Annotated in this window: 21 protein-coding genes, 4 tRNA genes and 1 pseudogene; 13 read left to right on the forward strand and 13 right to left on the reverse strand. The window is 70.3% G+C overall.

Annotated elements, in window-relative coordinates; genetic code table 11:
• Positions 1-27: 27 nt before the first annotated feature.
• From D7I47_RS13310 to D7I47_RS13330, 5 genes are all read right to left on the reverse strand, one after another.
• Positions 28-1,554, reverse strand: a complete 1,527-nt coding sequence (locus D7I47_RS13310) for a trypsin-like serine peptidase (protein ID WP_120763508.1) — start codon at positions 1,552-1,554, stop codon at positions 28-30.
• A gap of 22 nt (positions 1,555-1,576) precedes the next feature.
• Positions 1,577-2,218: a DUF805 domain-containing protein gene (locus tag D7I47_RS13315; RefSeq protein WP_120763509.1), complete on the reverse strand. Its 642-nt coding sequence runs from the start codon at positions 2,216-2,218 to the stop codon at positions 1,577-1,579.
• A 31-nt stretch (positions 2,219-2,249) separates the two neighbouring features.
• A tRNA-Val gene (locus D7I47_RS13320) sits at positions 2,250-2,324 on the reverse strand.
• Positions 2,325-2,359: 35 nt separating this feature from the next.
• Positions 2,360-2,430 (reverse strand) — tRNA-Cys (locus D7I47_RS13325).
• A gap of 51 nt (positions 2,431-2,481) precedes the next feature.
• Positions 2,482-2,554, reverse strand: a tRNA-Gly gene (locus D7I47_RS13330).
• A 132-nt stretch (positions 2,555-2,686) separates the two neighbouring features.
• Between D7I47_RS13330 and D7I47_RS13335 the strand changes: the two genes are divergently transcribed.
• Positions 2,687-2,759, forward strand: a tRNA-Val gene (locus D7I47_RS13335).
• 180 nt (positions 2,760-2,939) lie between these two features.
• On the opposite strand, the pseudogene D7I47_RS13340 reads toward D7I47_RS13335, so the two are convergent.
• Positions 2,940-3,146, reverse strand: a pseudogene (locus tag D7I47_RS13340) (tyrosine-type recombinase/integrase); the annotation flags it as partial.
• Between the two features lie 92 nt (positions 3,147-3,238).
• Positions 3,239-3,481, reverse strand: coding sequence for a hypothetical protein (locus tag D7I47_RS14905; RefSeq protein WP_170154348.1), 243 nt, complete (start codon positions 3,479-3,481; stop codon positions 3,239-3,241).
• Between the two features lie 535 nt (positions 3,482-4,016).
• Between D7I47_RS14905 and D7I47_RS14810 the strand changes: the two genes are divergently transcribed.
• Together D7I47_RS14810 and D7I47_RS13350 are read left to right on the forward strand one after the other, a co-directional pair.
• Complete coding sequence (locus D7I47_RS14810; RefSeq protein ID WP_157981733.1) at positions 4,017-4,862, forward strand: hypothetical protein; 846 nt, start codon at positions 4,017-4,019, stop codon at positions 4,860-4,862.
• Positions 4,863-5,402: 540 nt separating this feature from the next.
• The gene (locus tag D7I47_RS13350) at positions 5,403-6,692 is read left to right on the forward strand and encodes a hypothetical protein (RefSeq protein WP_157981734.1); all 1,290 of its coding nucleotides are present in this window, start codon (positions 5,403-5,405) and stop codon (positions 6,690-6,692) included.
• A 1,497-nt stretch (positions 6,693-8,189) separates the two neighbouring features.
• On the opposite strand, the gene D7I47_RS13360 is transcribed toward D7I47_RS13350, so the two are convergent.
• Both D7I47_RS13360 and D7I47_RS13365 read right to left on the reverse strand, forming a co-directional pair.
• On the reverse strand, positions 8,190-9,491 hold the full coding sequence (locus D7I47_RS13360; RefSeq protein WP_157981735.1) for a phospholipase D-like domain-containing protein: 1,302 nt from the start codon (positions 9,489-9,491) through the stop codon (positions 8,190-8,192).
• Between the two features lie 66 nt (positions 9,492-9,557).
• Positions 9,558-10,370, reverse strand: a complete 813-nt coding sequence (locus D7I47_RS13365) for a GIY-YIG nuclease family protein (protein WP_120763514.1) — start codon at positions 10,368-10,370, stop codon at positions 9,558-9,560.
• Between the two features lie 113 nt (positions 10,371-10,483).
• Here D7I47_RS13365 and D7I47_RS13370 point away from each other — a divergent pair, with 113 nt between their 5' ends.
• A complete protein-coding gene (locus D7I47_RS13370) occupies positions 10,484-10,777 on the forward strand; it encodes a hypothetical protein (RefSeq protein ID WP_120763515.1) in 294 nt (97 codons plus the stop codon).
• Between the two features lie 471 nt (positions 10,778-11,248).
• On the opposite strand, the gene D7I47_RS13375 is transcribed toward D7I47_RS13370, so the two are convergent.
• Together D7I47_RS13375 and D7I47_RS13380 are read right to left on the reverse strand one after the other, a co-directional pair.
• Positions 11,249-12,262: an ammonium transporter gene (locus tag D7I47_RS13375; protein WP_120763516.1), complete on the reverse strand. Its 1,014-nt coding sequence runs from the start codon at positions 12,260-12,262 to the stop codon at positions 11,249-11,251.
• Positions 12,263-12,372: 110 nt separating this feature from the next.
• Entirely contained in the window at positions 12,373-13,578 is a 1,206-nt protein-coding gene (locus tag D7I47_RS13380; protein WP_120763517.1) for an ammonium transporter, read from the reverse strand.
• A 223-nt stretch (positions 13,579-13,801) separates the two neighbouring features.
• Between D7I47_RS13380 and D7I47_RS13385 the strand changes: the two genes are divergently transcribed.
• Positions 13,802-14,938, forward strand: coding sequence for a Na+/H+ antiporter NhaA (locus D7I47_RS13385; RefSeq protein ID WP_227000680.1), 1,137 nt, complete (start codon positions 13,802-13,804; stop codon positions 14,936-14,938).
• Here the strand turns inward: D7I47_RS13385 and zapE are convergent.
• Complete coding sequence (gene zapE / locus D7I47_RS13390) at positions 14,928-15,932, reverse strand: cell division protein ZapE (RefSeq protein WP_120763519.1); 1,005 nt, start codon at positions 15,930-15,932, stop codon at positions 14,928-14,930. The two genes, D7I47_RS13385 and zapE, sit on opposite strands and share 11 nt — an antisense overlap.
• Positions 15,933-16,071: 139 nt before the next feature.
• Between zapE and D7I47_RS13395 the strand changes: the two genes are divergently transcribed.
• Genes D7I47_RS13395 through D7I47_RS13405 form a run of 3 tightly spaced genes read left to right on the forward strand, consistent with a single transcriptional unit; the run spans position 16,072 to position 18,191 of the window.
• Positions 16,072-16,971, forward strand: coding sequence for a sulfurtransferase (locus tag D7I47_RS13395; protein ID WP_120763520.1), 900 nt, complete (start codon positions 16,072-16,074; stop codon positions 16,969-16,971).
• Between the two features lie 27 nt (positions 16,972-16,998).
• The gene (locus D7I47_RS13400; RefSeq protein WP_120763988.1) at positions 16,999-17,430 is read left to right on the forward strand and encodes a SufE family protein; all 432 of its coding nucleotides are present in this window, start codon (positions 16,999-17,001) and stop codon (positions 17,428-17,430) included.
• Entirely contained in the window at positions 17,427-18,191 is a 765-nt protein-coding gene (locus D7I47_RS13405; RefSeq protein ID WP_120763521.1) for a dihydrofolate reductase family protein, read from the forward strand. The genes D7I47_RS13400 and D7I47_RS13405 overlap by 4 nt, the downstream gene beginning before the upstream one ends.
• Here D7I47_RS13405 and D7I47_RS13410 read toward each other — a convergent pair.
• Positions 18,122-19,309, reverse strand: coding sequence for an alpha/beta hydrolase family protein (locus D7I47_RS13410; RefSeq protein WP_227000681.1), 1,188 nt, complete (start codon positions 19,307-19,309; stop codon positions 18,122-18,124). The two genes, D7I47_RS13405 and D7I47_RS13410, sit on opposite strands and share 70 nt — an antisense overlap.
• A 67-nt stretch (positions 19,310-19,376) precedes the next feature.
• Here D7I47_RS13410 and D7I47_RS15115 point away from each other — a divergent pair, with 67 nt between their 5' ends.
• From D7I47_RS15115 to D7I47_RS13430, 5 genes are all read left to right on the forward strand, one after another.
• Complete coding sequence (locus tag D7I47_RS15115; protein ID WP_227000682.1) at positions 19,377-19,973, forward strand: DUF3000 domain-containing protein; 597 nt, start codon at positions 19,377-19,379, stop codon at positions 19,971-19,973.
• The gene (locus tag D7I47_RS13415; protein WP_227000684.1) at positions 19,966-21,192 is read left to right on the forward strand and encodes an HRDC domain-containing protein; all 1,227 of its coding nucleotides are present in this window, start codon (positions 19,966-19,968) and stop codon (positions 21,190-21,192) included. The genes D7I47_RS15115 and D7I47_RS13415 overlap by 8 nt, the downstream gene beginning before the upstream one ends.
• A 148-nt stretch (positions 21,193-21,340) precedes the next feature.
• Positions 21,341-22,516 carry a thiolase family protein gene (locus tag D7I47_RS13420; protein WP_227000996.1) on the forward strand — a complete coding sequence of 392 codons (1,176 nt, stop codon included), beginning with the start codon at positions 21,341-21,343 and terminating at the stop codon, positions 22,514-22,516.
• A gap of 3 nt (positions 22,517-22,519) precedes the next feature.
• The gene (locus D7I47_RS13425; protein WP_120763524.1) at positions 22,520-24,676 is read left to right on the forward strand and encodes a 3-hydroxyacyl-CoA dehydrogenase NAD-binding domain-containing protein; all 2,157 of its coding nucleotides are present in this window, start codon (positions 22,520-22,522) and stop codon (positions 24,674-24,676) included.
• Between the two features lie 99 nt (positions 24,677-24,775).
• Positions 24,776-24,961 carry a hypothetical protein gene (locus tag D7I47_RS13430; protein ID WP_120763525.1) on the forward strand — a complete coding sequence of 62 codons (186 nt, stop codon included), beginning with the start codon at positions 24,776-24,778 and terminating at the stop codon, positions 24,959-24,961.
• Positions 24,962-25,011 lie beyond the last annotated feature (50 nt).

The raw sequence follows: 25,011 nt of genomic DNA on the forward strand, positions 1-25,011 counted from the left end.
CATCCGGGTCGGCGCGTCACCGCGCGCTCACGAACGGGGGATGTCGATGACGGTGACCTCGCTCGGGTTGCCGGCGAAGTCCATGCCGTAGAGGCAATACGTCGCGGGCAGCTCGTCGGGCGCGATCGCCACCGGCACGATGAGGAAGTCCTCGAACGCGGCCGTGTCGGTGCAGTCGACCTCGCCCTTCGGTCCCCAGGTGAAGCGCACGCTGCCGATCTCCGGCGGGTTGAAGTGCGGCTGCACGAAGACCGATCCGTCGTCGCCGCGGAGCACCTCGGCGCTCGCCGGGTAGCGGGGCGGCGTGCGATCGACCTCGAACAGCACGGCGGCCGCGCGGTCGTAGGCCTCGCCGCGCACGGCGCAGAGGTGGTAGCGCCCCTCGACCTCGGGCAGCGTGACGGGCAGTTCGAGCCCGACCACCTCCCAGCGTTCCCCCGCCTGCGGGAGATCGTGCTGCTCCGCCCCCGCATAGGTCTCCGGGTCGAGGCACGCCCGCCCGTCGCCGAACGGCACGAGGGCCGTGCGCACCGTGCCCGCCTCCTCGCCGATGAGACTCACGCGCGGCAACCGGCCCACGCCGTCCGGCAGATCACCGCCGCGGAAGGGCCCCCCGCCGAACTCGACCCAGACGTCGCCCCTCGGCAGAGGACATCCCTCGCCGAAGGTGAGCTCCCCCGTCGCGGCATCCAGGCACCGCCCGATGCCGGCGACGCTCTGCGCGTAGCTCGTGTCGACGACGAGGCGCGCCTCACCGTCGTGCATCTCGCACGGCTGCTGCAGGAAGCAGGGGCCGCCGATGTCGCGCGAGGCCCCCGCGGTCGTCGTGTTGATGACGGCGACGATCGCCTCGGGGGTGCCGTCGGATGCCAGGCGCAGCAGCGGGGAGCCGCTCGATCCCTGCACGATGCCGGGGCAGTCGTTCGCCCAGGCGCCGAACCAGGTCCAGGAGCCCTCGATGAGCGTCTGCTGCTCGCCGAGGGTGCACTCGCCTCGGCGCAGCACCCGGTCGTCCTCGTCCAGGTGCTGGACCGGCACCCCGACGTTGACGACCTCGTCGCCCGGTGCGGGCTCGTCGTCGGCGATCGGCACGGCGCGCAGTCCGAGCGCCTGCAGCTCGCCGAGCGTGCCCTCGAGGCGCACGAGTGCGGTGTCGGTGAACCGCATGGTGGAGTAGCCCACCTCGACGACGTCGCGCGAGTAGGTGGCGTCGAGGTTGCCGGCGGCCCGGAGGAACACCGCGTGGCCTACGCCGGCGGCGCCGATCGTGGTCTGCTGGTCGAATCGCCCCAGGTCGCCCGCGCAGTGGCCGTTCGTCAGGACCCACGCGGGCCCGTCGGGCACCCCGGTGTCGACGAGGGTGCCCGTGCAGTCGGCGTCCGTGTTGAGCATGACGACGCCGCTGAACGCCGCGAGCTGCTCGAGCGGGAGGGGGTCGGCGACCTGCGACAGCCCCCAGTCGGGTTCCGGTTCGGGCGCGGGAGGCGCCGTGCACCCCGCGAGGAGCAGCACCGCCGCGACGAGGATGACGCCGGATACGACGGGTGCGCGCATCGTGCTCCTCCCCGGGATCCCGTCAGCTCGTCGGCCGGTCGTAGATGGCGCCCGAGGGCTTCGACTCGGAGACGAGGAAGACGATCATCAGGATGCCGCCGACGAACGGGATGAGCGAGAACAGCAGATACGTCCCCGGGTAGCCCGCGTCGTGCAGCCGCCGGACGGCGACGGCGAGGTACGGGATGAACATCCCGATCCATCCGACGATGAGCACGAGCGACACGAGCCCGTAGACCACGCCGAACGCCCCCGAGCCCGAGGAGTAGCCGTTCGATGCCGTGACGGCGCCGAGCACGCCGCCCGCGATGCCGAGCAGCAGGTAGGTGCCGAAGACGAGGATCATGATCCACAGGTAGGCGAACCAGAACTCCGACCGGGAGGCGCGCCCCGTGAAGTCCGCGTACTTCTTCCAGAACCGCTGCCACGCCTGCCCCATCGTCGCCCCGTAGAGCGGCGCCCAGAGCGGGACGGGACCTCCAGGCAGGGTCGTCGCGGATGCGTAGCCGTACGGGCTCGCGTAGCTCGCGACGACCGCCGGCGGCACGGTCGAGGCTGTGCGGCGGAAGTCGGTCCAGCCGATCCCGTCCCACCAGCGCTCCCCACCGGGGACCTGGGCGTCGGGATACCAACCGGGAGGGGCGGAGGTGGTCTGGTCGCTCATGACAACGACCCTAGAGGCAGGGGCCGGATCTTGGTGGGCGATACTGGGATCGAACCAGTGACCTCTTCCGTGTCAGGGAAGCGCGCTACCGCTGCGCCAATCGCCCGTTCCGATCGATGGGGCTGATCGGTGCGGTGAGTGAGGTGGCGACGGGATTCGAACCCGTGTGGACGGCTTTGCAGGCCGCTGCCTCGCCTCTCGGCCACGCCACCAGGTGTGCGGCCCAGGTGCCGGTTTCCCGGTGGACCGTGAGACTCCACTCGAGCGGATGACGAGACTCGAACTCGCGACCCTCACCTTGGCAAGGTGATGCGCTACCAACTGCGCTACATCCGCGTTGCCCGCCTTGCGGCGTGCGTGTTCGACTGTAGCCCATCCTCGGGCGAGGGCCAAACCGGCGCGCCCCGTGTGACGGGGGCGCGCGGATGGCGCCTGGCACTCCCGCGGATGTGGCAGGATGGTCGTCGCGGGCGATTGGCGCAGTTGGTAGCGCGCTTCCTTCACACGGAAGAGGTCATCAGTTCGAGTCTGGTATCGCCCACAGTAGAAAACCCCCGGTTGACCGGGGGTTTTCTGTTTCTGCGGGGTTAGCTTCCGTCCGCGATTTCGGGGCCGTGCCCACGACTTGCCCACGCCTGATCTGGATCTCTTGTGGGCAGGGCAAGCACAGAAAGAAACGCCCCAGGACTGGCTCCCGGGGCGCATCTAGGCCGACTCACGGTCAGGCTGTGGCGTCGTCGTCGTCGAACGCGCGGCCGATGCGCGCGGCCACGTCGTCAAGCTCTTCGTCGAACAGCCCTGCGTACCGGTCGAGGGTCATAGAAGCCGACGCATGCCCGAGCATCCGCTGGAGAGCCTTCACGCTCGCGCCCGCCTGCACGGCGATGGACGCCGCCGTGTGCCGCAGGTCGTGTGGTTTAGCCGTGGGGAACGGGTGGAACCGCTCCCCCGCTGCCGATGGCTCGGCGCTGGCGTCGAGGGTGCGTGCCCTTGGCGCCGGGCCGAAGGTCCGGCTCAGGTCTATCCGCCGTCGCCGTCGAGCTCGCGAAGTCGGCGCATTAGCGGCGTATCCTCGACGGCGTCCGCGCTGCTCCCTCGCTCGATGCGGCCGACGATGTTGTGGAGATGGTCGGCTTCGAGGTCCTCCAGCGGAATCATGTCGCCTGCACCCGTAATCCAGACTTCGTCCTGATCCCATTTCGTGCCCTCGCCGTAGCGCCATGCGTTGGCCCTGCGGCCATGCTCTTCGGGGTCGTAGGTCATCCGCGGCTCCAATCGCTTGTGCGCCGAGTGTAGCCAGACGCAGGGGGATGCGGCGCGGGCGGTGGTGGTGGTTACGGTCGGGTAGTTGATCAAGATCCTGATCATCATGAACCTCTGAACCCCAGCCCTAGCTACACCCTGATTGGCTTCGGATCGATCAGCCGCCCAGCGCTGCGTCCCCGCCGACCCCGAAGCCCTCCCAGCCCCGCCTCCGATGCGATCCGTCCCGCCCTCGCACGGCACGTCCTCATCACGCTCACACCGCAGAACGAACCGACACGCGGGCCGGCGTAGCCGGCCCGCCGCCACGCGACGAAGCGCCGCGACCACGAGACGCACCGTGGCGCGCGACGTAGCTCAACGACCTCATCGCGTGTGCTTGCCGCTGCGCCGGCGAACGAAGTGAGCCGTTGTTCTCGGCCAGCCGGCCCTGTTGCGCCAAGGCGCTGAGACCTGCTACAACATAAGGCCCACGACTGTGCCCAGTCCGCATCTGCTCGGCATATCGGGCGTCGACGCTAGGAGCCGATTCGCCGTGTCAGACAGCACCCACGAGATTGCGACGTTGCAACAGCGCCTTCGCACATTGGAATCGGAACAACAGCAGATCCTCGAACGGGCCAAAGCAGGGTCATCTCGAAAGCAGTCGCTGTCGCAACGTGCCCGCGACCTGGGTGAAAGGAGGTCGCGACTTGAAGCGCGAGCGCAGGCCCTAGGTCGGCGTGCCGACGATGTATCCGAGCAGCGGCAACAGTCGCTGGCACGCGAAGGTGATGAGCTCAAACGGAGAGCCGTAGCGGCGCGCGATCCGGCGGCGCAAGATGCGTTGCGCCGCGAAGCGATGGACTTCGGCCGGCGCTACACCTCTCTGGCGAAGAAAGTCACCGCCTACATGTCCGAGCGAGAAGAGCTACTCCGGGAAGCGGAGGCACTCGAACGCGATGACTTGGCCATGCAGCGCGATGTCGATGCTCACAACGCAGCCGTCGAGAAGGAACGAAATGCGGCGCTGTCTCGCATGGAGACGCTCAACAAGGAGGTCGCGGCGCTACGGAAGGAGCTCCACGCGCTGCAACAGAAAGCTGCAAATGCTGACGACTATGCGCGCTATCCTCGCCCCAGCCGCCCGGAGGGCTACTACAGCGAGAGCAACGCTGACGCTTCTCGGATTGGTGCCTTCTACGGTCCCGACGGGCAGATCACTTCCGAGCGACCGCACGTGCATGTGATCCATAGCGAGGCTGAAGGACGTGTGATCTTCGTAGTGACCCAGTCGGACGGCACGCACACTGCAACGGAGTACCTCCCGATCTCGGCGTCCGGTACTGAGGTGCGCGGTCTGACGCTCCGCCTCTGTGGGCAACTCGACGCCGTGCGATAGCAGCGTCAGGCACGACGTTCTCGATCAGGTTAGTTCTGAAGTTGGTTCCGGAGATGCGCGACCAACTGGAGCGGATGGGTTGAGTCGATGATTCACTCGGTCGTGAGAATGCAGATCAGCCTTGGAATCTGAGTAGGTAGCTTCTCAACCTCAGCCTGCAATCTGTCGGCTTCGAACCACACTCAGCACCGCGCCTCGTGCCAGGCCCGATGCCGAGCCCCGTAGCGTCGACGTCGCGCACCCTCTACGCCGCCGACCAGGTCCGCTCGCATCGAGCATCGCAGCGTCAGCTTGACGACCACGCGGGCGGCTTCGCCGCCCGCCGCTGCGCGACGAACCCGCCGAGCCGCTCAGCGCCGCGTCCCGCGCGCATGCGATTCGCCACGGTGCGCCAGCGTCCCGTTCACGCCGGGCGAGGCGCAGCCGAGCCCGGTTTCTGCCGCGGTTCCTCGTTGCGCCGCATACATACGTCGTAGCCGAGTCCACAGCCGCTGCGCGGCTGGGATGCGGCACCACACTAGGAACGCATCGGAGACCAGCATGACCCCTCGTTTCTCTGCCGACACCGGTAGCTCTCGCCCCGCTCGCCCTGCTCTCGGGCCGCTGCTATCGCGCACGCTCGCCGATCGCGCTCGTCAGCATCAGACACCACAGGCACGCCTGCTCGCTCTCTACACGCGCGCCCTTGCCGCCGGCTGGAGTGAGCCGGCCGTCACCGCATGGATCTCTTCCCGAGACACGGAGCTGCGCGAAGTTCTCGCCTCCCCCGGCGTCGCACGCTCCGCCGCTGCGCGCGCGGCACGGCACCTGGAGGAGATGCGGACGGGTGAGGGTGTTGACGCAGCTCGCCGACAGATCGCGCGCCGAGCCGTGGCCCGACTGCTCTCGCCGCTTCCCGACAACGCGGCGATCTCTTCGAGGGCCGAGCCGCGGGTGCGCCTCGCCGCCGCAGTGACCGCGGCACGCGCCGTCGAGGTCACTGGCGAGCCTGAGGCGAAGACCGCGGTCATGGTGACCGCGGGCTGGCTGGCAGGGCAGATCAACACCACACCGCGGCAGGCGCAGAAGATCCTCACCGCGCTGGAACGCGGGGCCCGGTGGACCAGGCGCACGGGCAGCGCGGGCGGAGGGCGGTTGCTGTTCCGCTTTACCAAGCTGGACGCTGAGGCGAACGAGGTCGCGTGGGCGCATGGCGATGCGATCGAGGCGCTGGCCCAGGGGCGCCCCGACACCGATCCGCTCGCAGCCGTTATCGCCACAGCGGCTCACCCCGCGTGGAGCTACTCCGAGGGGGCGCTGGGGCCGCGGGCGTTCCTCGCGCTGCTGCTCCACAACGCCGAACCCGGGGCTTGGGTGGGGCTCACGCCGGCCGGACTCCGCGCTGGGGTCAAGGAGCTCGACCGATGGGGGCTGCGCGAGCCCGGCATCGACCTCCTGTCGGCCCTTGATACGATCGCCGAGGAGACGCTGGCCGTCTTCGTCGCCACGGACCGCCGCCGCGAGATGCAGGAGGCGAGTGCGAGGGAGCGGCAGCGGCTGGAGGCATACCGTGCGGGGCGCGAGGAGCGGTACCAGCGACGACGCGTAGCCCGCGCAATCCTCCGCCGTGCGCTCGATGTGGCGGGGGCTCCTCCGTCGGGCACGGACCGCGCGGCGATCGAGACCTGGGTCCCCCGGCTCGCCGTTGTGGTGCGTCCCGAGTTGGTCGACGCAGAGACTGCGTCGGCAGTCCACGACGAACTCGGCGAGATTCTCGCGCGGGCTGGGTTCTCGGCCGAGTTCAGCGGGAAGGCCGCAGCGTTCGTGGCCCCGGTCGCCGCTGCGGCCTAGTCCTAGTCCTCGTCGTCGTCGTCCGTGTCGAAGTGGCCGTGAGGGTCGAGCTCATCGGCGTCGGCTTCCTCGCCACAAATGGGGCAGCTCTCGCTCGCCATGGGTTGCTCCTTCCCAGTCGGTCGGGTCCGCGGCTGACGCGGTGTCAGGGCCATCCAACCAGTTCGCTCGACCTCCGAGGGGTCCAGCAGCATCCCCCGGAAGCGAACGGTGCACGGCCGCAGCCTCGCTGCCAAGATCGTCGAGTGTGCAGAGCGGGAGATTGCGGCCGCGTAGCTAGCCCTTCCCAAGGCTTGGAAGCCCGCCGGAAACAGTGCGGACACTGTCGCCGTATTCGCGCTGCAAGTACTCAGAGCGCTCCCGAGGGCGGCGCGCCTTGGCTCGCTTGTCCGAGGTCTCCCCGCTCCGCCGGGTCTTCTCCGCCCAGTCCTTCGCAGCCGCCTGGGCCAGGGCCAGTCGCTCTCGCTCCGCCGCCGGCAGGCGGCTCAGATCCATGCAGGGACGACACCAAAGGTAGGCGCCCGCGCCGGTCGGAGCGTTCGCCTGAAGTTCGGCACCGCAGAGCGCGCGCCGCGAGCGACCGGTCGGGAAGTGCGCCACGCCTCCGATCATCTTCCAGCCAACACCCGGCACCTCCGCCGGCCGACCCGTGCGCGCCTTGGCCGGTACGCGGGCATCCGATGCAGCCGTCCTCTTCGAGGTGGACTGCTTCTTCGAAGCGCGCTGACGTGGCTCTCTCGCAGCTTGGTCCTTGCGATACTTCCGATCGGCGTCCCGCCGATCCAGCACCAAGATTTGGCGCTCAACGGCGGCTGAGGCGCCGACGCTTAGGGTCTCGTATTCGCTACCTGCGCTGCGAGTGCTGGCCCGCTATGGCGGTCAGCTATCTGGCGCACCGCCCACATGGTGGACGTCGTCGACGAGATCCACCGGCTGGCATTCTCCCGCCCGAGCTTCGCGACCGGAGCGCCGCCGGGAGCCAGGAGCTCATCGAGCCGCTTGAAGAGCCGGCCCAACTGCTGGACATCGTCCTCAGCGGATGCGCGAGCACTCGCCCAGTCCACGAGGGACATGCCCTCGGGGAGGCCCAGGCTGGCCTCCGGCTGCTGATAGCCCGTCATCGTGACCGCCCACCTTGTCGATGCCAGGATACGCGCAAAGAGCGCCTCGCCGGGTCGCCGCGCTCCCCGGCGTCAGCGTCTCGATCGTTCCTCGCCCGCGCCACGTCTACATGGCCGGGCGCTGCGCGCCCGGCGTCCCCTACACGTCCTCGTGCCGACTTCGACGAGCTGACTCCGGCCGCGGAGCGGCCAGCGCAAACGCCACATCGCCGCACCGCTGTCGGAGCATTGCCGCACAGGGCGCGGCGTCGCGCCTGCGCGGCGAGCTCGGAGGCGGCGTCGCGTGCGCGGCGAGGGGCGCGGAGTTGAGCTCGCAGTTCGTCGGCGTCACGACTGCTGTGCGGTGGCGCACGGCGAGGCCGAGGCCGCGCCGGGGTCAGCGAGCACGAGCGATGAGAACCCGCCGCTCCCCCACCTGGACAAGTGTCAGTGTGCAGTGAGCCGGGAAGAACTCGGCGGCGTTCTTGTCGTGGGTACCGAGCTCCTTGTAGCGGAAGGGCTGAAGCGCGAACGACGTCAGCGAAGCCACGTTCGCTGGATCCGTAACGGCGGCCACGAGCTCGTCAACATCCACAGCCTTCCAGTCGAGCCAGTAGTTGTCGCGGTACCGGATCGGATTCGCGTCCACCGGCTGGCATGACACGACTTCGAACGCGGCGCCGTCGAACGCCAACCTCAGTGTGAGCCCGCCGGTGGCGTATTCGGCCGCTGGGCGCAGCACGATCTCCATGTTCGCCTCGTCGGGCTTCTTGGGCAGGCGGACGCTCACGTTGAACCGGAGGCCTCCTACGGTGAACGCTCCCATGTCCACGGAAAAGCGCACGTAGGTCGACCTTGTCATCGCGAGACGCGCAAAGCCCATCCGGCCTGACGGCGCGAGCAACACTGGATGCATGTAGAGCTTGGTCAGCCTCACCTGGCCCACCGAGCCGTCGGCTTCGTTGATCGACCAGCGGGTGAGATCCGCGTACTCGTCGACCACGAGCGCCTTGTAGTACCCGTCAGTCCAGTCAACCCAAGCGCGCAGCGATGCTTGCGCCATGCGCTTCTGCGCCGTCGCTGCGGCCCGTTCGAGGCGGGCAGTGAACGACGGGTTCCGAACTCCGATCGCCAGGCGTCGCTGCCTGTCTTGGTGTTCCTCCAGTAGCTCCTCGTACCTGGCCACGACCAGGGCATGTGCGTCCCGCTCGGCTTCGAGCTCAGCCTTCAGACCGTCGAGCAGAGCTTCGACTAGTGCGAGGTCAACCATGGTCGACTCCGCAAACCATCGGTCGAGTTCCGCGAGGAAGTCACGCTCGGAGCCAGCAGATGCAAACGATGCAGTCGTTTCGCGGCTACCGCGGGCATACGAGGTGAAGTTCTGCGAGCCGACGGTCAGCCGCTTGCCGTCAACCACCATGACCTTCGCGTGAAGTCGGGGCAACGAACGTACTTCGACACCCGCGGTGAGGAGCTGGCGCAGGCCGAGGAGTTGCCTCCGGTAGGTGAGCGCACCCGAGTTCGGAGAAAGGTCTGTGACGACGGATATCTGAGGGGTCGAGATCACCGCATTTGCCAGCAGGCGCGCCAGGAGGGAATCGAGGTACGGAGTGAACACGCGGATCGACTCCGTCGCCGACGCCGCCATGCGCTTCCAGCCCGGATACACATCCCGCGCTAGCAACTTCCCTGTCGACATATCCGACAAGGTACCTGTCGCGACGCGCCCCATCTCGACGCGTCTACCTGCGGCGTCCCGGCCTCGTCAGTTGCGGTTGAGCCCGTGGGCACGAGTGCCAAGCGCAACCTTGAAATGGCTCTCCGCGGCGTCGACGTCTCGTGTCGGAGTCGCGGGGTCGAATACGCGCAGCAAAGAGAACTGGAAGGCGCTTGGGTCAACCCCTCGCAGTTCGAGATTTCCCCCATGGCCGTTCGCCGCGTACGCGGACCATCTCTGGCGGATGCTCTCCTGGCCGTCGGCCTTGCCTACGTACTGCCGTCCGTCTCGCAGGTCCGTGATGAGGTAAACGCCGGCGACCGACTCGAGCGCTGTACGCCAGGCGGCGTAGCGGTGCTCGCGCATAACCGCCTGGAGTTGGGCGTAGTCGAGAACGAGGCGGTCGAATCCGGGGAACGGCACGGGCCGCGCGTCCGCGATCTCCAGGACGGGGTATCGGGCCGCGGTCTGCCCGTTCAGCCGCCAGGCGCGCGGCGACGGCCAGCCGATCACGAGCCGATCGCGCAAGTCGGCCATCTGGTCTGTCACGACTAGGTCGAACGTGCGGAGCGCGCCATCGTTGGCGACCTCGCCTCGGTTTTCGACGACGGCCCAGAGCCGAGCGCGGTCTCCGCCCTCGCGGATGAAGACGACCCAGGTGCGCGGCGGGGATGTGGGGAAAGCCCGCGACCGCGCCGACTGCTGGCTGGTGTACGTGAGAATCTCGTCGTCCGTGGAGTCCGGACCGATCCCGCGAAGGCCCGTGTCCTCGTGCACCGGCACGTAGGCGTGGCGGATCGCCTGAGCGCTGGCGGGGTCTATGCCCGCACTGCGCAAGATGGGGTCGAGGGTGAGAGTCATCTGGTCAGCTCCTTCGGGTCAAGTGCGATCGCATCCCCATGATGCCTTCACTGTCGACGACGGCTAGGCGCCCCGCAGCGTCCGTAGTCTGCCGCGGCTGGCATTATGAGCCGGTGCCCGACGACGCTCTACTGCTCAACGACGCGGATGTCGCCGCGGGCTGCGCGCTCGATGCCCGCTACGGCGGAATGCTGCCGTACGGCCCGCCGCTGTTCCGCGAGTACTTCCTCGCCGCCGTCGCGAGGTCGCTTCCCCACTATGCCTGTGCGCCGAACCTCCTTGAAGCCGAGTGGAAGCGAGGGCGCGCAGCCGAGAACGAGGCGGAGGCTGAGCGTCGACGACCTAGCGGACGGCGCGTGCACACCCTTGCCGAAGCAGAGGAGCTCCGGGGGAGGCTGCAGAGGTAATCGCGAAGGCCGTCGAGGCTGAGGCGGCCGCGGTGGCTCTCGGAGTCGCAGACCTCGATACCGCGAGGGCTTCCGTTGCCTACATGCTCGGCTGGCCGATCGAGGGCACCGAATGGGGAGCTCTCCTGGACTCGTGAGCTCCCACCTCGCCGCGGCTGGCAGTTGCTGCCAGGGGCTTTCCCGTTCGTCGTCCATGACCCGTCTATGCGCGGCACGTGTGGCAGGGTGACGAGTAGCCGCTCAGGCCCCGGCCGCGGTCGCGACACGCCCGGGATATTGGGCCCTCGGCTTGCCCAGACTTGCCCACGTTTTCCTTTCATGGGGGTCAAATCCAGTGATGTTGGGTGATGCCGATTCTGACGCGACCCCTGCAAGACACTGGGATCTCGGGGCCTCCCGAACCCCGCCGCTCTCCTTCACACGGAAGAGGTCATCAGTTCGAGTCTGGTATCGCCCACTGAAAACCCCTGGTCACACAGGGGGTTTTTTGCGTTTCGCGATGACGAGCCACGAGATCGCGCTCGTGAAGACCCCGATCGCGCCGACCGCCGTGAAGGCGACGAGCGGCGGCAGGAGTGCCGCGATGCGTCCCGAGAAGACGAGTCCGATGGTGTCACCCGAGATCGCGGGCGCGAGGTAGCCGACGGCCGTCGAGCTCAGCACCACGAGCGCCCAGTGACCCGCCCGACCCGCCGAGGCGAGGCGTCGGGCGCCGAAGACGAGCGCCGCCACGGCCCCCGCCAGCGCCCCGACGAGCAACGACCACGGGAATGACACGGTCGCCGCGCCCGGCACGATCGCCACGAGCCCCGCGACCACGCCATCCGCGAGCGACCGCACCGGATGCCGCTCGGCGCGCCGGAGGACGTCGACGAGGAGCCACGCGATCGCCCCGCCGGCCGGTGACGCCACGGCCGCGAGCAGGATGCGCCCGGTATAGGGGTCGATCGCGCCTTCGAGACTCGCGAGCCAGACGGCGACGCCGAGCCACAGCACCGCGACCGCGAGCGAGAACCGCAGCCAGCCGCGCTCGGGTCCGGCCTCGTGCGCGCGCCAGGCGAGCAGCACCGACGCCGCAGACGACACGAGCAGCGGCAGTCCCCCGCCGAAGTCCTCGACGCGGCACTCGGGCGTCGCGCAGCCGCGGAACACCAGGGCCGGCACGACGACGCAGAGCGGGAACACGATCCCCGCCCACAGGTACACGAGCGAGCGTGCGACCCGCCGCTCACCGGGGGCGGCCTCCCCCGCCGCGGCGCCCAGCAGCACCGTCACGGGCGCGACACCGAGCGCGAGCGCCAGCAGGAACTCCGCCGTGTCGGCATCCGTCAGTAGGCCCACGAGCACCGTCATGCCGCACGCGAGGAACGTCGCGGTGACCGCCCGCAGCACCACCTCGCCGGGGTCGGGCGGCCGCAGCATCGCCACCACGGCAGCAGCCATCACGACGCTCGCGAGGAACGACGCGACGAGCAGAGCGAACATGACGCCTCCGGGTGGCGACGGATTCGACGGGCGGGTGCCGACAACGATACGGGGCGCCGCCTCCGGAAGAGACGGCGCCCCGCTTCGGGTTATGGGACGATCCCGGGCGACTAGTCGGCCAGGACGTAGCCCTCCTCGCCGTGGACGACGGTGTCGACGCCCGCGAGCTCGTCCTCGCTCTTGATGCGGAAGCCGATCGTCTTCTGGATGAGGAAGCCGATGATGAGCGCCACCAGGAACGAGTAGATCAGCACACCGAAGGCCGCGATCGCCTGCATCACGAGCTGCATGCCGTCGCCACCGGTGAAGAGGCCGGTGCCGGTGGCGAAGAAGCCGAGGTACAGGGTTCCGATGAGACCACCGATCATGTGGATGCCCACGACGTCGAGCGAGTCGTCGAAGCCGAGCTTGAACTTCAGCTCAATCGCGAGAGCACAGACGGCACCGGCGAGCAGACCCAGCAGGAGCGCCCAGCCCGGCGTCAGGTTCGCACAGGACGGGGTGATCGCGACGAGACCCGCGACGGCACCGGAACCGGCACCGACGGACGTGGCCTTGCCGTCCTTGATCTTCTCGACGATGAGCCAGCCGAGGATGGAGGCCGCGGTCGCGCCGAGCGTGTTCAGGCCGATGAGGCCCGCGCCGGCGAGGTCGTTGAGGAACTCCGCACCGACGTTGAAGCCGAACCAGCCGAACCACAGGATCGACGCGCCGAGCAGCACGAGCGGCACGTTGTGCGGCTTCTGGATGCCCTTGGCGAAGCCGATGCGCTTGCCCAGCACCAGCGCGAGGGCGAGAGCGGCGGCACCGGCGTTGATGTGCACCGCGGTACCACCGGCGTAGTCGATGACGGTGTAGTCGAGACCGAAGGTGTCGCCGAGGCTGAGGATCCAGCCGCCGCCCCAGACCCAGGCCGCGACCGGGAAGTAGACGAAGGTGGCCCAGAGTCCGGCGAAGATCATCCACGATCCGAACTTCGCGCGATCGGCGATCGCGCCGGAGATGAGCGCGACGGTGATGATCGCGAAGGTCGCCCCGAACAGCGCGCTCACGAGACCCTCGTTGTCGGCGGAGCCGAGTGCGAAGTCCGAGAACGGGTTGCCCGCGAAGGCCCAGGCGCTGTCCACGGCCGACATGTTCGCGCCGTAGAGGATCCACAGGACGCTGATCAGGCCAAGAGCGCCGAAGCTCATCATCATCATGCTGACGACGCTCTTCGCCTTGACGAGCCCTCCGTAGAAGAAGGCAACGCCCGGCGTCATGAAGACAACCAGCGCAGAGGCCGTGATGGCCCAAGCGAGTTCGCCGGTATCCATAGGTTTCTTACCTCTCTGAGATTTGCATAGGACGCACCGTCGGACGTTCGTGGGTGAGCATCGATGCTCCTCGGGTACGGCCCTCAGTCTGGGAGGGGCACGTTTCGTTTCATTGCGTGACGCGTTTCGCCAGTGTTACGTGCGTCGCGCGAATGTAAACATCAGGTTTCCCGCCGCTGCCGCTTTACTGCGAATCCAGCCCGGGAACGCATGGAAGAGTGGCGTGGTGCAGCTTTTCCGCTCCGAACGCGCCGCCGCCATCGCCCTGGCGGTCTCGGCGATCGCGGGGCTCGCGCTCGCCAACTCCCCCGCGGGACGCACGGTCATCGGCATCCGGGACGCCCACCCCGCCACGGGCGTGGCGCTGTTCGACCTCTCGCCCGGCCACTGGATCGCGGATGGGCTGCTCGCGCTGTTCTTCCTCGTCGCGGCGATCGAGCTGCGCCACGAGCTCACCCGCGGCGAGCTCGACACGCCGCGCAAGGCGCTCGCCCCGGCCGTCGCGGCGACCGGCGGGGTCGTCGTGCCGGCCCTCGTCTACCTGGCGATCGTGCGCGACCCCGCGCAGAACGTCGGCTGGCCGATCCCGACCGCGACCGACATCGCTTTCGCCCTCGGCGTGCTCGCCCTGCTCGGCCGCGGACTCCCCCGCCGGGTGCGGGCCTTCCTGCTCGCCCTCGCGGTGCTCGACGACCTCATCGCGATCGCGATCATCGCGATGTTCTTCACGCGCGAGCTGCAGCCGGTGCCGCTGCTGCTCGCGGTGCCGCTCATCGCCGCCTTCGGCTGGCTGAGCGCGCGGCGCACGCTCCCGGCACCCGTGCGGATCGCCCTGCTCGTCGTACTCGGGGTCGCGAGCTGGCTGCTCGTGCTGCTCTCGGGCGTGCACGCGACGATCGCCGGCGTCGCGCTCGGCCTCGTCTTCGCCGCCGGCCCCGCCGGCCGCGCCCGGCACGCGCTCGAACCGTGGGTCAACGGTCTCGTGCTGCCGCTGTTCGCGTTCAGCGCCTCGCTCGTGATCGTGCCCGAGGCGCGGGAGGGCGGGCTCGGCGCCGTGTTCTGGGCCGTGCTCGTGGCGCTCCCGCTCGGCAAGCTCGTGGGCATCACCGCGGGCGCGCTGCTCGCGCGACGCATGGCCCCGGCCGCCGAACGGGCGACCGCGCTGCGGATGCCGGAGGTGCTCGTCGTGGCGACCCTCGGCGGGGTGGGCTTCACGATCTCGCTGCTCATGGCCGAGCTGGCCTTCCGCGGCGAATCCCCGCTCGTCGCCTCGGCGACCCTCGCGGTGCTCACCGGGTCGCTCGTGGCACTCGTCGTCGGGGGCGTCACGACCGCGGTCGTCGCCCGGCTCAGCTCGTGAGGGCGATGAGCCGCGAGATCGCGCGCAGGTACTTCTTGCGGTAGCCGCCCACGAGCATCTCCTCGCCGAACACCTCGTCGAGGGGCGTGCCGGAGGCGCGCACCGGCACCTGCTCGTCGTAGAGCCGGTCGACGAACGCCACGAAGCGCAGCGCATCCGCCTGGTCGGTGAGGGTGTGCACGCCGCGCAGCCCGACCCCGCCGAGACCCGCGACGATGCGCACGTAGCGCGAGGGGTGCACGCGCGAGAGGTGCCGCAGCAGCGGGTCGAAGTCGTCGAGCGTCGTGGGCGCGGCGAGCTCGCCGAGGGCGGTCTCGAGGCCGTCCTCGGCGGTGACCGCCGCGTGCCCCTCCACTTCGCGGCGGCGGTAGTCGAGCCCGTCGATCCGCACGATGTCGAAGCGGTCGGAGAGCGCCTGGATCTCGCGCAGGAAGTCGATCGCGGCGAACCGCCCCTCGCCGAGGGCGTTCGGCGGGGTGTTGGAGGTCGCGGCGATGCGGGTGCCGGTCGCCGCGAGCTCGCCGAGCAGCCGGGTCATCATCATGGTGTCGCCCGGGTCGTCGAGCTCGAACTCGTCGATCGCGACGAGCGAGGCGCCCGTGAGCAGCTGCACGGCCTGCGCGTAGCCGAGCGCGCCGACGAGGGCCGTGTACTCGATGAAGGTGCCGAAGTACTTGCGGCCGGGCGCGAGGCGCCAGAGCGCGGCCAGCAGGTGCGTCTTGCCGACGCCGAAGCCGCCGTCCAGATAGATGCCGGGCTTGGCATCCGGTCCCTTGCGACGCCCGAAGAAGCCGCGACCGCCGCCCGTCATCGACTCCGCGAACGCGCGCACCTTCGCCACGGCTTCCGCCTGCGAGGGGAAGTCCGGATCGGGTCGGTAGCTCTCGAGGGTCGCCTCGGCGAACTGCCGCGGCGGCACGAGGGACGCGGCCATCTCCGCACCCGACATCTCGGGGGCGCGGTCGAGGAGCGACGCGGGGGTCGACTGCGGCATGCGGGCCCTTCGACGGTGGAGCAAAGCGGCGGATGGCGGGGCGCGGGACTGTGTCGAACTCTTACGGCACTCCTGCGGCGCCCGGGGACGACTGCCTACCCTGGTCGAGCAGCAAGCCTAGCCTCAAGGAGAGCCCACCATGGCCGTCGCCACCGACCCGAACCCCGCCTTCGCCAACTTCGCGCACCCCGAGCGCCTCGTCAGCACCGAGTGGCTCTCCGAGCACCTCGGCGAACCCGGTCTCGTGGTCGTCGAGTCCGACGAGGACGTGCTGCTGTACGAGACCGGCCACATCGAGGGCGCGGTCAAGATCGACTGGCACACCGACCTCAACGACCCGGTGCTGCGCGACTACCTCGACGGCGTCGGCTTCGCCGAGCTGCTCGGCCGCAAGGGCATCTCGCGCGACGACACCGTCGTGATCTACGGCGACAAGAACAACTGGTGGGCCGCCTACGCCCTGTGGGTGTTCACCCTCTTCGGCCACGAGGACGTGCGTCTCCTCGACGGCGGCCGCGCGAAGTGGGAGGCCGAGGGCCGCGCGTACACGACCGAGGTCCCCGTGCGCGAGACCGTCGAGTATCCCGTCGTCGAGCGCGACGACTCGGCCGTGCGCGCCTTCAAGGAGGACGTGCTCGCCCACCTCGGCAACCCGCTCGTCGACGTGCGCTCCCCCGAGGAGTACGTGGGCGACCGCACCACCGCCCCCGCCTACCCGGAGGAGGGCACGCTGCGCGCCGGCCACATCCCGAGCGCCCAGAACGTGCCGTGGGCGAAGGCCGTCGCGGAGGACGGCTCCTTCAAGACGAAGCCCGAGCTCGACGCCATCTACCGCGACGGCGCGGGCCTGAAGGACGGTGATAGCGTGATCGCCTACTGCCGGATCGGCGAGCGCTCGAGCCACACCTGGTTCGTGCTCACCCACCTTCTCGGCTTCGAGGGAGTGCGCAACTATGACGGGTCGTGGACCGAGTGGGGCAGCGCCGTGCGCGTCCCCATCGTCAAGGGGGCCGAGCCCGGCGCCGTCCCGGCACGCTGAGTGGGGGCCGTCCCCGCGGGTGACGGCGTGAGCGCTCTGCCCGCGAAGCTCGCGGAGATCCGCGACGACTTCCTCGCGCTCGCCCAGGCCGACCGCCTGCAGTTGCTGCTCGAGTTCTCCCAGGAGCTGCCCGAGCTGCCCGAACGCTTCGCCGACCACCCCGACCTGCTCGAGCGGGTCGAGGAGTGCCAGTCGCCGGTCTACATCTTCGTCGAGGTGGACGACGACCGGATCGTGCACCTGTACGCGACGGCCCCGCGCGAGGCACCCACGACGCGCGGCTTCGCGTCGATCCTCGTGCAGGGCCTCGCGGGGCTCACCGTCGAGGAGGTGCTCGCGGTGCCGTCCGACTACCCGCTCACGATCGGGCTCACCGAGGCCGTGAGCCCGCTGCGCATCCGCGGGATGTCGGGGCTGCTCGGGCGCACCCAGCGCCAGGTGCGGGAACGCTCCGCGTGATCCTCACGCCGGTGCATCCGGAGCCCGGGGAGCCGATCACGGTCGGCGAGCCGGACACGCGCGAGCGGCTGCGCGAACGCTACCGGCGGGCTCCGGATGCGGCGGGCATCCGCGTCAACCTCGTCGCGAGCGTCGACGGGTCGGCCCGCGGCGACGACGGCACCTCCGAGTCGCTGTCGAGCCGCGCCGACCGCGCGGTGCTCGGGGCGATCCGCGCCGAGAGCGACGTCGTGCTGGTCGGCGCCGCGAGCCTGCGTGCGGAGGGCTACCTGCTGCCGCGTACGGCGCGTCTCGCGGCGCTCACGGCATCCGGCGACTTCCGCGGCTCGCAGACGGGCGACGCGGACGACCCCGATCGGCTCTGGGTGCTCGGGCCCGAACGCGCCCGCGACCGCACGGCCGAGACGCTCACCGCGCCGCATCGCTTCCTCGCCCTCCCCGAGACGGCCGACGGACGCGTCGACCTCGCGACGGCGCTCACCGCCCTCGCCGAGGCGGGCTCCCCCGCCATCGTCTGCGAGGGCGGACCCTCGCTCGCCGCCGCCCTCGTCGACGCGGGCCTCGTGGGCGAGCTGTGCCTCAGCACGAGTCCGCGACTCACGGGGGGCGGGCTGCCGGTGCTCGGCGCCGCCGCGCGGCCGTCCGTGCCGCTCGAACTCGCGAGCCTGCTCGTCGACGACGCCGGGGGCCTCTACGCGCGGTGGCTGCTCAGCCCCGGGAGCCAGTTGCGGATCGCGTCCTCCCAGCGGGTGCGGTCGTAGTTCCACAGCTTCGTGTGGCGCGCGATCGTGAACTCCTCGAACGTCACGATGTCGGGCCGGGCGAGCGCGAGCGCCGTCGAGGCGGTCGCCGGCACGAAGCCGTCGTCGATGCTGTGCAGCAGCAGGATGGGCCGGTCGAGCTCGGCGGCGCGCGTCACGAAGTCGAGGCGGGCGAGGTCGAGCGGCTCCGCGAGCCCCGTGACGATCCGCCCCCACCGCGAGCGGATGAGCAGGTACACGCAGCGCCGCACGACGCGCGGCAGGCGGCGCATCCGCCCCTGGAAGTCGAGGGTCGCGATCCAGTCGACGACCGGCGAGTCGAGCACGACACCCGTCACGAGCGCCGCCCGCGGCGAGCGGGTGAGCGCCTGCAGCACCGTCGCGCCGCCCATCGACCAGCCCATGAGCACGATCTCGCGCGCGCCGCGGGCGATCGCGTAGGCCATGGCGGCGTCCACGTCGACCCATTCGCGGTCGCCGAGCGCGTAGCGATGGTCGGAGCTGCGCGGGGCCTCGCCGTCGTTGCGGTAGGAGACGAGCAGCGAGTGGAAGCCCGCGTCGCGGAACGGGGCCACCGCCCGCAGGGTCTCGGAGCGGCGCACCGCGCGGCCGTGCACCTGGATCACCCAGCGATCCGACTCGCCGTCCTCCGCGGGCAGGAACCAGGCGGGTGCGGGGCCGAGCGGGGTCGGCACGGTGACGTTCTCGTAGGGCAGCCCGAGGTCGCGCGGCGTCAGCCAGAACCACCCGCTGAAGCGCCCGCGGCGGGCGGCCGCGAGGTCGCCGAAGTCCACCTCGAGCAGCTCGCGGGTGACGCCCCCGCGATCCGTGTCGACGATCTCGCCCACCTTGGCGTGGCCGGTATCGCCCGAGAACCAGAAGCTGTACTCGCCCGGCAGCAGCGAGTCGCTCGTGGCCGAGAGGCGGATGCGGTGGCCCTCGAGGTCGAGCCCCAGGATGCGGATGTCGTCCTCGCGGCGGGACGGCGGGATGAGCACCGTGCGCGCCACGAGGGCGCTCAGCACGCCGATCGTCGCGGCCGCCGCGACCCCCACCCCGAGCGCCGTCCAGCCGACGACGCGGAGCACGTCGGCGCCCGAACCCGATCGACGTCCCACGGTCACCTCCGCTTCGGCGACGGCGTGGCATCGCCGAAGCCCTTCCCCAGAATCCTAGGCTTCCCTCGTGGCCGCCTCCGAGTCCGATCGCCCCCTCCCGCCGCCGTTCCGGCTCGCGGTCGAGTCGGTGCGCGCCGCCCAGCCGCGCCCGGAGATGGCCGTCGTCGAGATCGACGCGCCCACGGGCCTCGCCCCGTACTCGATCGCCCTGGCGGCCGACGTGCGCCCGACGGTGCACGGCATCGACTCCGTGCTCGGCACGGGCCGCTTCGTGCTGCTCTACGACCCCGAGGAGCCCGAGGCGTGGGGCGGACCGTTCCGCGTCGTCGCCTACGCGCAGGCGCCGCTCGAGACGGAGATCGGCGTCGACCCGTTCATCGCCGAGGTGGCCTGGTCGTGGCTCATCGACGCGCTCGATGCGCGCCTGGCCGACTACTCGGCCGCGTCGGGCACCGCGACGAAGGTGCTCTCGGCGGGTTTCGGCGAGCTCGCCGGCCAGGGCGACGCGGCGCAGCTCGAGCTGCGCGCCTCGTGGACCCCCGGCGGTCCCGCGATCGGCGAGCAGGTCGAGGCCTGGTGCGATCTGCTGTGCATGCTCGCGGGTCTGCCGCCGTCGTCCGACGCCGTCTCCCTGCTCCCCCACCGACGGGCGCCGCGTGACTGACGTCCCTGCGCCGACGGCCGACGCCGATCACCCCGAAGTGACGGTGATCGACACCCGCGAGGAGTACCTCGTCGCCGTGGATGCGCTGGCCCACGGCTTCGGTCCCTACGCGGTCGATGCCGAGCGCGCCTCCGGTTTCCGCTATTCGCAGCGCGCCTACCTGATCCAGGTGTTCCGGCGCGGCGCGGGCGTGTTCCTCTTCGACCCGCCCGCCATCGGCGACTTCCACGAGCTGTCCGACCTCATGGACGGCGAGGAGTGGATCCTGCACGCCGCGAGCCAGGACCTCGCCTGCCTGCGCGAGGTGGGCCTCGACCCCGACGAGGTGTTCGACACCGAGCTCGGCGCGCGCCTCGCGGGGCTGCCGCGGGTGGGGCTCGCGACGGTCGTCGAGGAGCTGCTCGGCATCCACCTCGCGAAGGCCCACTCGGCCGCCGACTGGTCGACGAGGCCCCTCCCCCAGGGCTGGCTCGTCTACGCGGCCCTCGACGTCGAGCTGCTGCCCGATCTGCGCGACCGGATCGCCGAGCTGCTGCACGAGGCGGGCAAGGACGAGATCGCCCGGCAGGAGTTCGCGGCCGTGCTCGAGAAGACGACGCCCGTGCGGCAGGAGCCCTGGCGACGCCTGTCCGGGATGCACGCGCTGCGCTCGCCCCGGCAGCTCGCGGTGGCCCGAGCGCTGTGGACCGCGCGGGACGCCCTCGCCCAGGAGCTCGACACCGCGCCGGGGCGCCTCGTACCGGACCTGTCCCTCGTGGCCGTCGCGCGCGCCCAGCCGACCAGCAAGCGCGACCTCGCCGCCCTCAAGGAGTTCACGGGGCGGGCGAGCCGTCGCGAGCTCGACCGCTGGTGGGCGGCCGTCGAGGCCGGCATGGCCGACCCCGAGCCGCCGAGCATGCGCGGAACGGGCGACGGGGTGCCGGTCCCGCGTCTGTGGGCCGAGAAGAACCCCGAGGCCGACCGTCGCCTCAAGCGCGCCCGTGCCGCCATCACGACGCGTGCGGAGGAGCTCTCGATCCCCGTCGAGAACATGCTGACGCCCGACACGCTGCGCCGCGTCGCCTGGGCGCCGCCCGCCGAGACGACGGCGGAGACGATCGGCGACGCGCTCACGGCGCACGGGGCACGGCCCTGGCAGGTGCAGCAGCTCGCGGGGCTCATCGCGGACGCATTTGTCGAGGCGCGCCAAGCCGACACCGGCACCCCCGCCGAGGCGTAGTAGCTTCCGTCGAACGATTCGAGCGCGCCCGAGGGGGCCTGCCTAGGATCGGAGGAGAACCCGGATGCCGCACACGCGTGCGCGCATCCGACCCCCTGATCTTGGAGGCATCGTGGCCCAAGCGCCGTCGGCTCACCGCCCGGAAGTCGTGTTCGTGGACGGGGTCCGCACCCCGTTCGGACGCGCGGGTGAGAAGGGCCAGTACTGGAACACCCGTGCGGACGACCTCATCGTCAAGGCGATGATCGGTCTGCTCGAGCGCAACCCCAACCTCCCGAAGAATCGCATCGACGACGTCGCGATCGCGGCCACCACCCAGCAGGGCGACCAGGGCCTCACCCTCGGCCGCACGGCCGCGATCCTCGCGGGCCTCCCCCTCTCCGTGCCGGGCTACGCGCTCGACCGGATGTGCGCGGGCGCCATGACGACCGTCACGACCATCGCCGGCGCGATCGCGTTCGGCGCCTACGACATCGGCATCGCGGGCGGTGTCGAGCACATGGGTCGCCACCCGATGGGCTTCAACGCCGACCCGAACCCGCGCTTCCTCGCCGAGAAGCTCGTCTCGCCCGACGCCCTCAACATGGGCAACACCGCCGAGCGCCTGCACGACCGCTTCCCGCAGCTCACCAAGGAGCGCAGCGACCGCTTCGGCATGCTGAGCCAGCAGAAGGTCGCCGCGGCCTACGCGGCGGGCAAGATCCAGCCCGACCTCATCCCGGTCGCCATCAAGAGCGAGGCCGGCTGGGGCCTCGCGACCCAGGACGAGGGCCTGCGCCCCGAGACGACCATGGAGGGCCTCGCCGGTCTCAAGACCCCGTTCCGCCCGCACGGCCGGGTGACGGCGGGCAACGCCTCGCCGCTCACCGACGGCGCGACCGTCTCGCTCATCGCGAGCGAGCAGGCGGCCCGCGAGCTGGGACTCCCCGTCAAGATGCGGATGGTGTCCTTCGCCTTCGCGGGCGTCGAGCCGGAGGTCATGGGCATCGGCCCGATCCCCTCGACCGAGAAGGCGCTGCGCAAGGCGGGCCTGTCGATCTCCGACATCGGGCTCTTCGAGCTCAACGAGGCGTTCGCCGTGCAGGTGCTCTCCTTCCTCGACCACTTCGGCATCGACGACGAGGACCCGCGCGTGAACCCCTGGGGCGGCGCGATCGCGATCGGCCACCCGCTCGCCTCCTCGGGCGTGCGCCTCATGATCCAGCTCGCCCGCCAGTTCGAGGAGCACCCGGAGGTGCGCTACGGCCTCACCGCCATGTGCGTCGGCCTCGGCCAGGGCGGCACCGTCATCTGGGAGAACCCCCACTACAAGGGAGCGAAGTAAGCCATGGCGAAGAGCAGCCTCCCCGACTACAGCGGGCTCGACTTCAGCGCCCTCATCGATCCCGACGAGGTCGTCACGCACTCCTACGTGCGCGACATCGTGCTGCCGAGCGGCAAGCGCCTCGCGCTGCTGACGCTCGACAACGGTCGTGACCACACGCGCCCGAACACGCTCGGCCACGCGACGCTCACCGAACTCGGCGAGCGGCTCGACGAGCTCGCCGCGCGCGCCGCGGCGAAGGAGATCGACGCGGTCGCCGTCACCGGCAAGCAGTTCATCCTCGCCGCGGGTGCCGACCTGTCGCGCGTCGGCGAGCTGACCGACTACGAGACCGGTCTGCGGATGGCGCAGCTCGGCCACGCCACCCTCGGCAAGCTCGGCGAGCTGGGCGTGCCGTCGTTCGTGTTCATCAACGGCCTCGCCCTCGGCGGCGGCGTGGAGATCGCGCTCAACGCCGACTACCGCACGATCGACTCCTCGGTGCCGGCGCTCGCGCTGCCCGAGGTGTTCCTCGGCATCATCCCCGGCTGGGGCGGCGCCTGGCTGCTGCCGAACCTCATCGGCATCGAGAACGCCCTCGAGGTCGTGATCTCGAACCCCCTCAAGAACAACCGGATGCTCAAGGGACCGCAGGCCTTCGAGCTCGGCATCGCCGACGCCATGTTCGCCCCCGCCAACTTCCTCGAGGAGTCGCTGCGGTGGGCCGACGGCGTGCTGACCGGCGCCACCAAGGTCAAGCGGCCGAACCAGCCCGGCAAGCTCGAGCGTCTCGCCAAGTGGGACATCGCCATCGGCATCGCCGAGAAGACCCTCAAGAGCCGCATCGGGCAGGTCGCGAAGAGCCCCTACCAGGCCCTCGAACTGCTCAAGGCGGCCAAGAACACCGACAAGAAGACCGGCTTCCTCGCCGAGGACAAGGCGCTCGCCGACCTCGTCGCGGGCGACCAGTTCCGCGCATCCATCTACGCCTTCAACCTCGTGCAGAAGCGCGCCAAGCGTCCCGCGGGCGCCCCCGACAAGGAGCTCGCGCAGAAGGTCACGAAGGTGGGGGTGATCGGCGCCGGCCTCATGGCGAGCCAGTTCGCGCTGCTGTTCGTGCGCCGACTGCAGGTGCCCGTCGTCATCACCGACCTCGACCAGGCCCGCGTCGACAAGGGTCTCGACTACATCCGCGGCGAGATCGACGAGCTGCTCGGCAAGGGCCGCATCGACGCCGACGAGGCCAACCGCCTGAAGGCCCTCGTCACCGGCACGACCGACAAGGCCGACTTCGCCGACTGCGACTGGGTCATCGAGGCCGTCTTCGAGGAGCTCGGCATCAAGCAGGACGTCTTCGCGGAGGTCGAGCAGCACATCTCCCCCGAGGCGATCCTCGCCACCAACACCTCCTCGCTCTCCGTCGAGCAGATCGGCGCGAAGCTGAAGCACCCCGAGCGCCTCGTGGGCTTCCACTTCTTCAACCCGGTCGCCGTCATGCCGCTCATCGAGGTCGTGAAGACCCCGCAGACGACGGATGCCGCGCTCTCGACCGCGATGGTGACCGCCGCGAAGCTGCGCAAGAACGCGGTCATCACGAAGGACACCCCCGGGTTCGTGGTGAACCGCGTGCTCGCCAAGGTGCTCGGCGAGGCCATGCACGCCGTCGAGCAGGGCGCCTCCTTCGAGGACGTCGTCGAGGCGGCGCGCCCCTTCGGCCTGCCGATGGACCCGTTCGTGCTGCTCGACCTCGTGGGCCTCAAGGTGGGCGCGCACGTGCTCGACACCCACCACACGGCGTTCCCCGAGCGCTTCTTCGACAGCCCGGCCCTGCACGAGCTCGCCGAGTACGGCGCGATCTTCGAGAAGGACGCCAAGGGCAAGATCACGGGCTACGACAAGAAGGCCCTCGCGATCGTGAAGAAGCACCGCCCCGCGGATGCCGTCGCCCTCACCCCCGAGCAGCTGCGCGAGCGGCTGCAGGTGGGGCTCGCCGACGAGATCCACCGGATGCTCGAGGACGGCGTCGTCGCGGCGGCCGAGGACATCGACCTGTGCATGATCCTCGGCGCGGGCTGGCCGTTCCAGATGGGCGGCGCGACGCCGTACCTCGACCGGGTCGGTGCGAGCGAGCAGGCCTTCGGCGACACCTTCCACCACCCGCCCATCCGCGGCGTGGCCTGAGGGTCGCGCACGCGCGGACGCCACGCCTGAGGTAGGCCGCCGGAGAAATAGGGACATCTCCCGATCCGGGCGGCCTACCTCAGAGCGGAAGCTCGAGGCATGGACATCCGCGCCGACCTCGCCTTCACCGCCTCCCGTCCGAGCGAGCGCGAGCTCGCCGTCGCCGCCGAACGCGCCCGGCTCGCCGCCGCGCGCACGGAGGCCGACGCATCCGCCGCCGCGAGGCGTCCGCTGCGCGCCCGCTTCGGGTTCCTCGCCCGTCCGCACCACGCGGTGACCCGCTGAATCCACCATCCGGCCGCCGGACCGCCGTCGGCGCCCGGTGGCACGATGGG

This window comes from Protaetiibacter intestinalis (assembly GCF_003627075.1).
Classification (GTDB): domain Bacteria; phylum Actinomycetota; class Actinomycetes; order Actinomycetales; family Microbacteriaceae; genus Homoserinibacter; species Homoserinibacter intestinalis.

Coding starts and splice junctions, on each gene's coding strand:
- D7I47_RS13310 (WP_120763508.1), bottom strand. CDS start 1,554: ATGCGCGCACCCGTCGTATCCGGCGTCATCCTCGTCGCGGCGGTGCTG.
- D7I47_RS13315 (WP_120763509.1), bottom strand. CDS start 2,218: ATGAGCGACCAGACCACCTCCGCCCCTCCCGGTTGGTATCCCGACGCC.
- D7I47_RS14905 (WP_170154348.1), bottom strand. CDS start 3,481: ATGACCTACGACCCCGAAGAGCATGGCCGCAGGGCCAACGCATGGCGC.
- D7I47_RS13350 (WP_157981734.1), top strand. CDS start 5,403: ATGACCCCTCGTTTCTCTGCCGACACCGGTAGCTCTCGCCCCGCTCGC.
- D7I47_RS13360 (WP_157981735.1), bottom strand. CDS start 9,491: ATGTCGACAGGGAAGTTGCTAGCGCGGGATGTGTATCCGGGCTGGAAG.
- D7I47_RS13365 (WP_120763514.1), bottom strand. CDS start 10,370: ATGACTCTCACCCTCGACCCCATCTTGCGCAGTGCGGGCATAGACCCC.
- D7I47_RS13375 (WP_120763516.1), bottom strand. CDS start 12,262: ATGTTCGCTCTGCTCGTCGCGTCGTTCCTCGCGAGCGTCGTGATGGCT.
- D7I47_RS13380 (WP_120763517.1), bottom strand. CDS start 13,578: ATGGATACCGGCGAACTCGCTTGGGCCATCACGGCCTCTGCGCTGGTT.
- zapE (WP_120763519.1), bottom strand. CDS start 15,932: ATGCCGCAGTCGACCCCCGCGTCGCTCCTCGACCGCGCCCCCGAGATG.
- D7I47_RS13395 (WP_120763520.1), top strand. CDS start 16,072: ATGGCCGTCGCCACCGACCCGAACCCCGCCTTCGCCAACTTCGCGCAC.
- D7I47_RS13425 (WP_120763524.1), top strand. CDS start 22,520: ATGGCGAAGAGCAGCCTCCCCGACTACAGCGGGCTCGACTTCAGCGCC.
- D7I47_RS13430 (WP_120763525.1), top strand. CDS start 24,776: ATGGACATCCGCGCCGACCTCGCCTTCACCGCCTCCCGTCCGAGCGAG.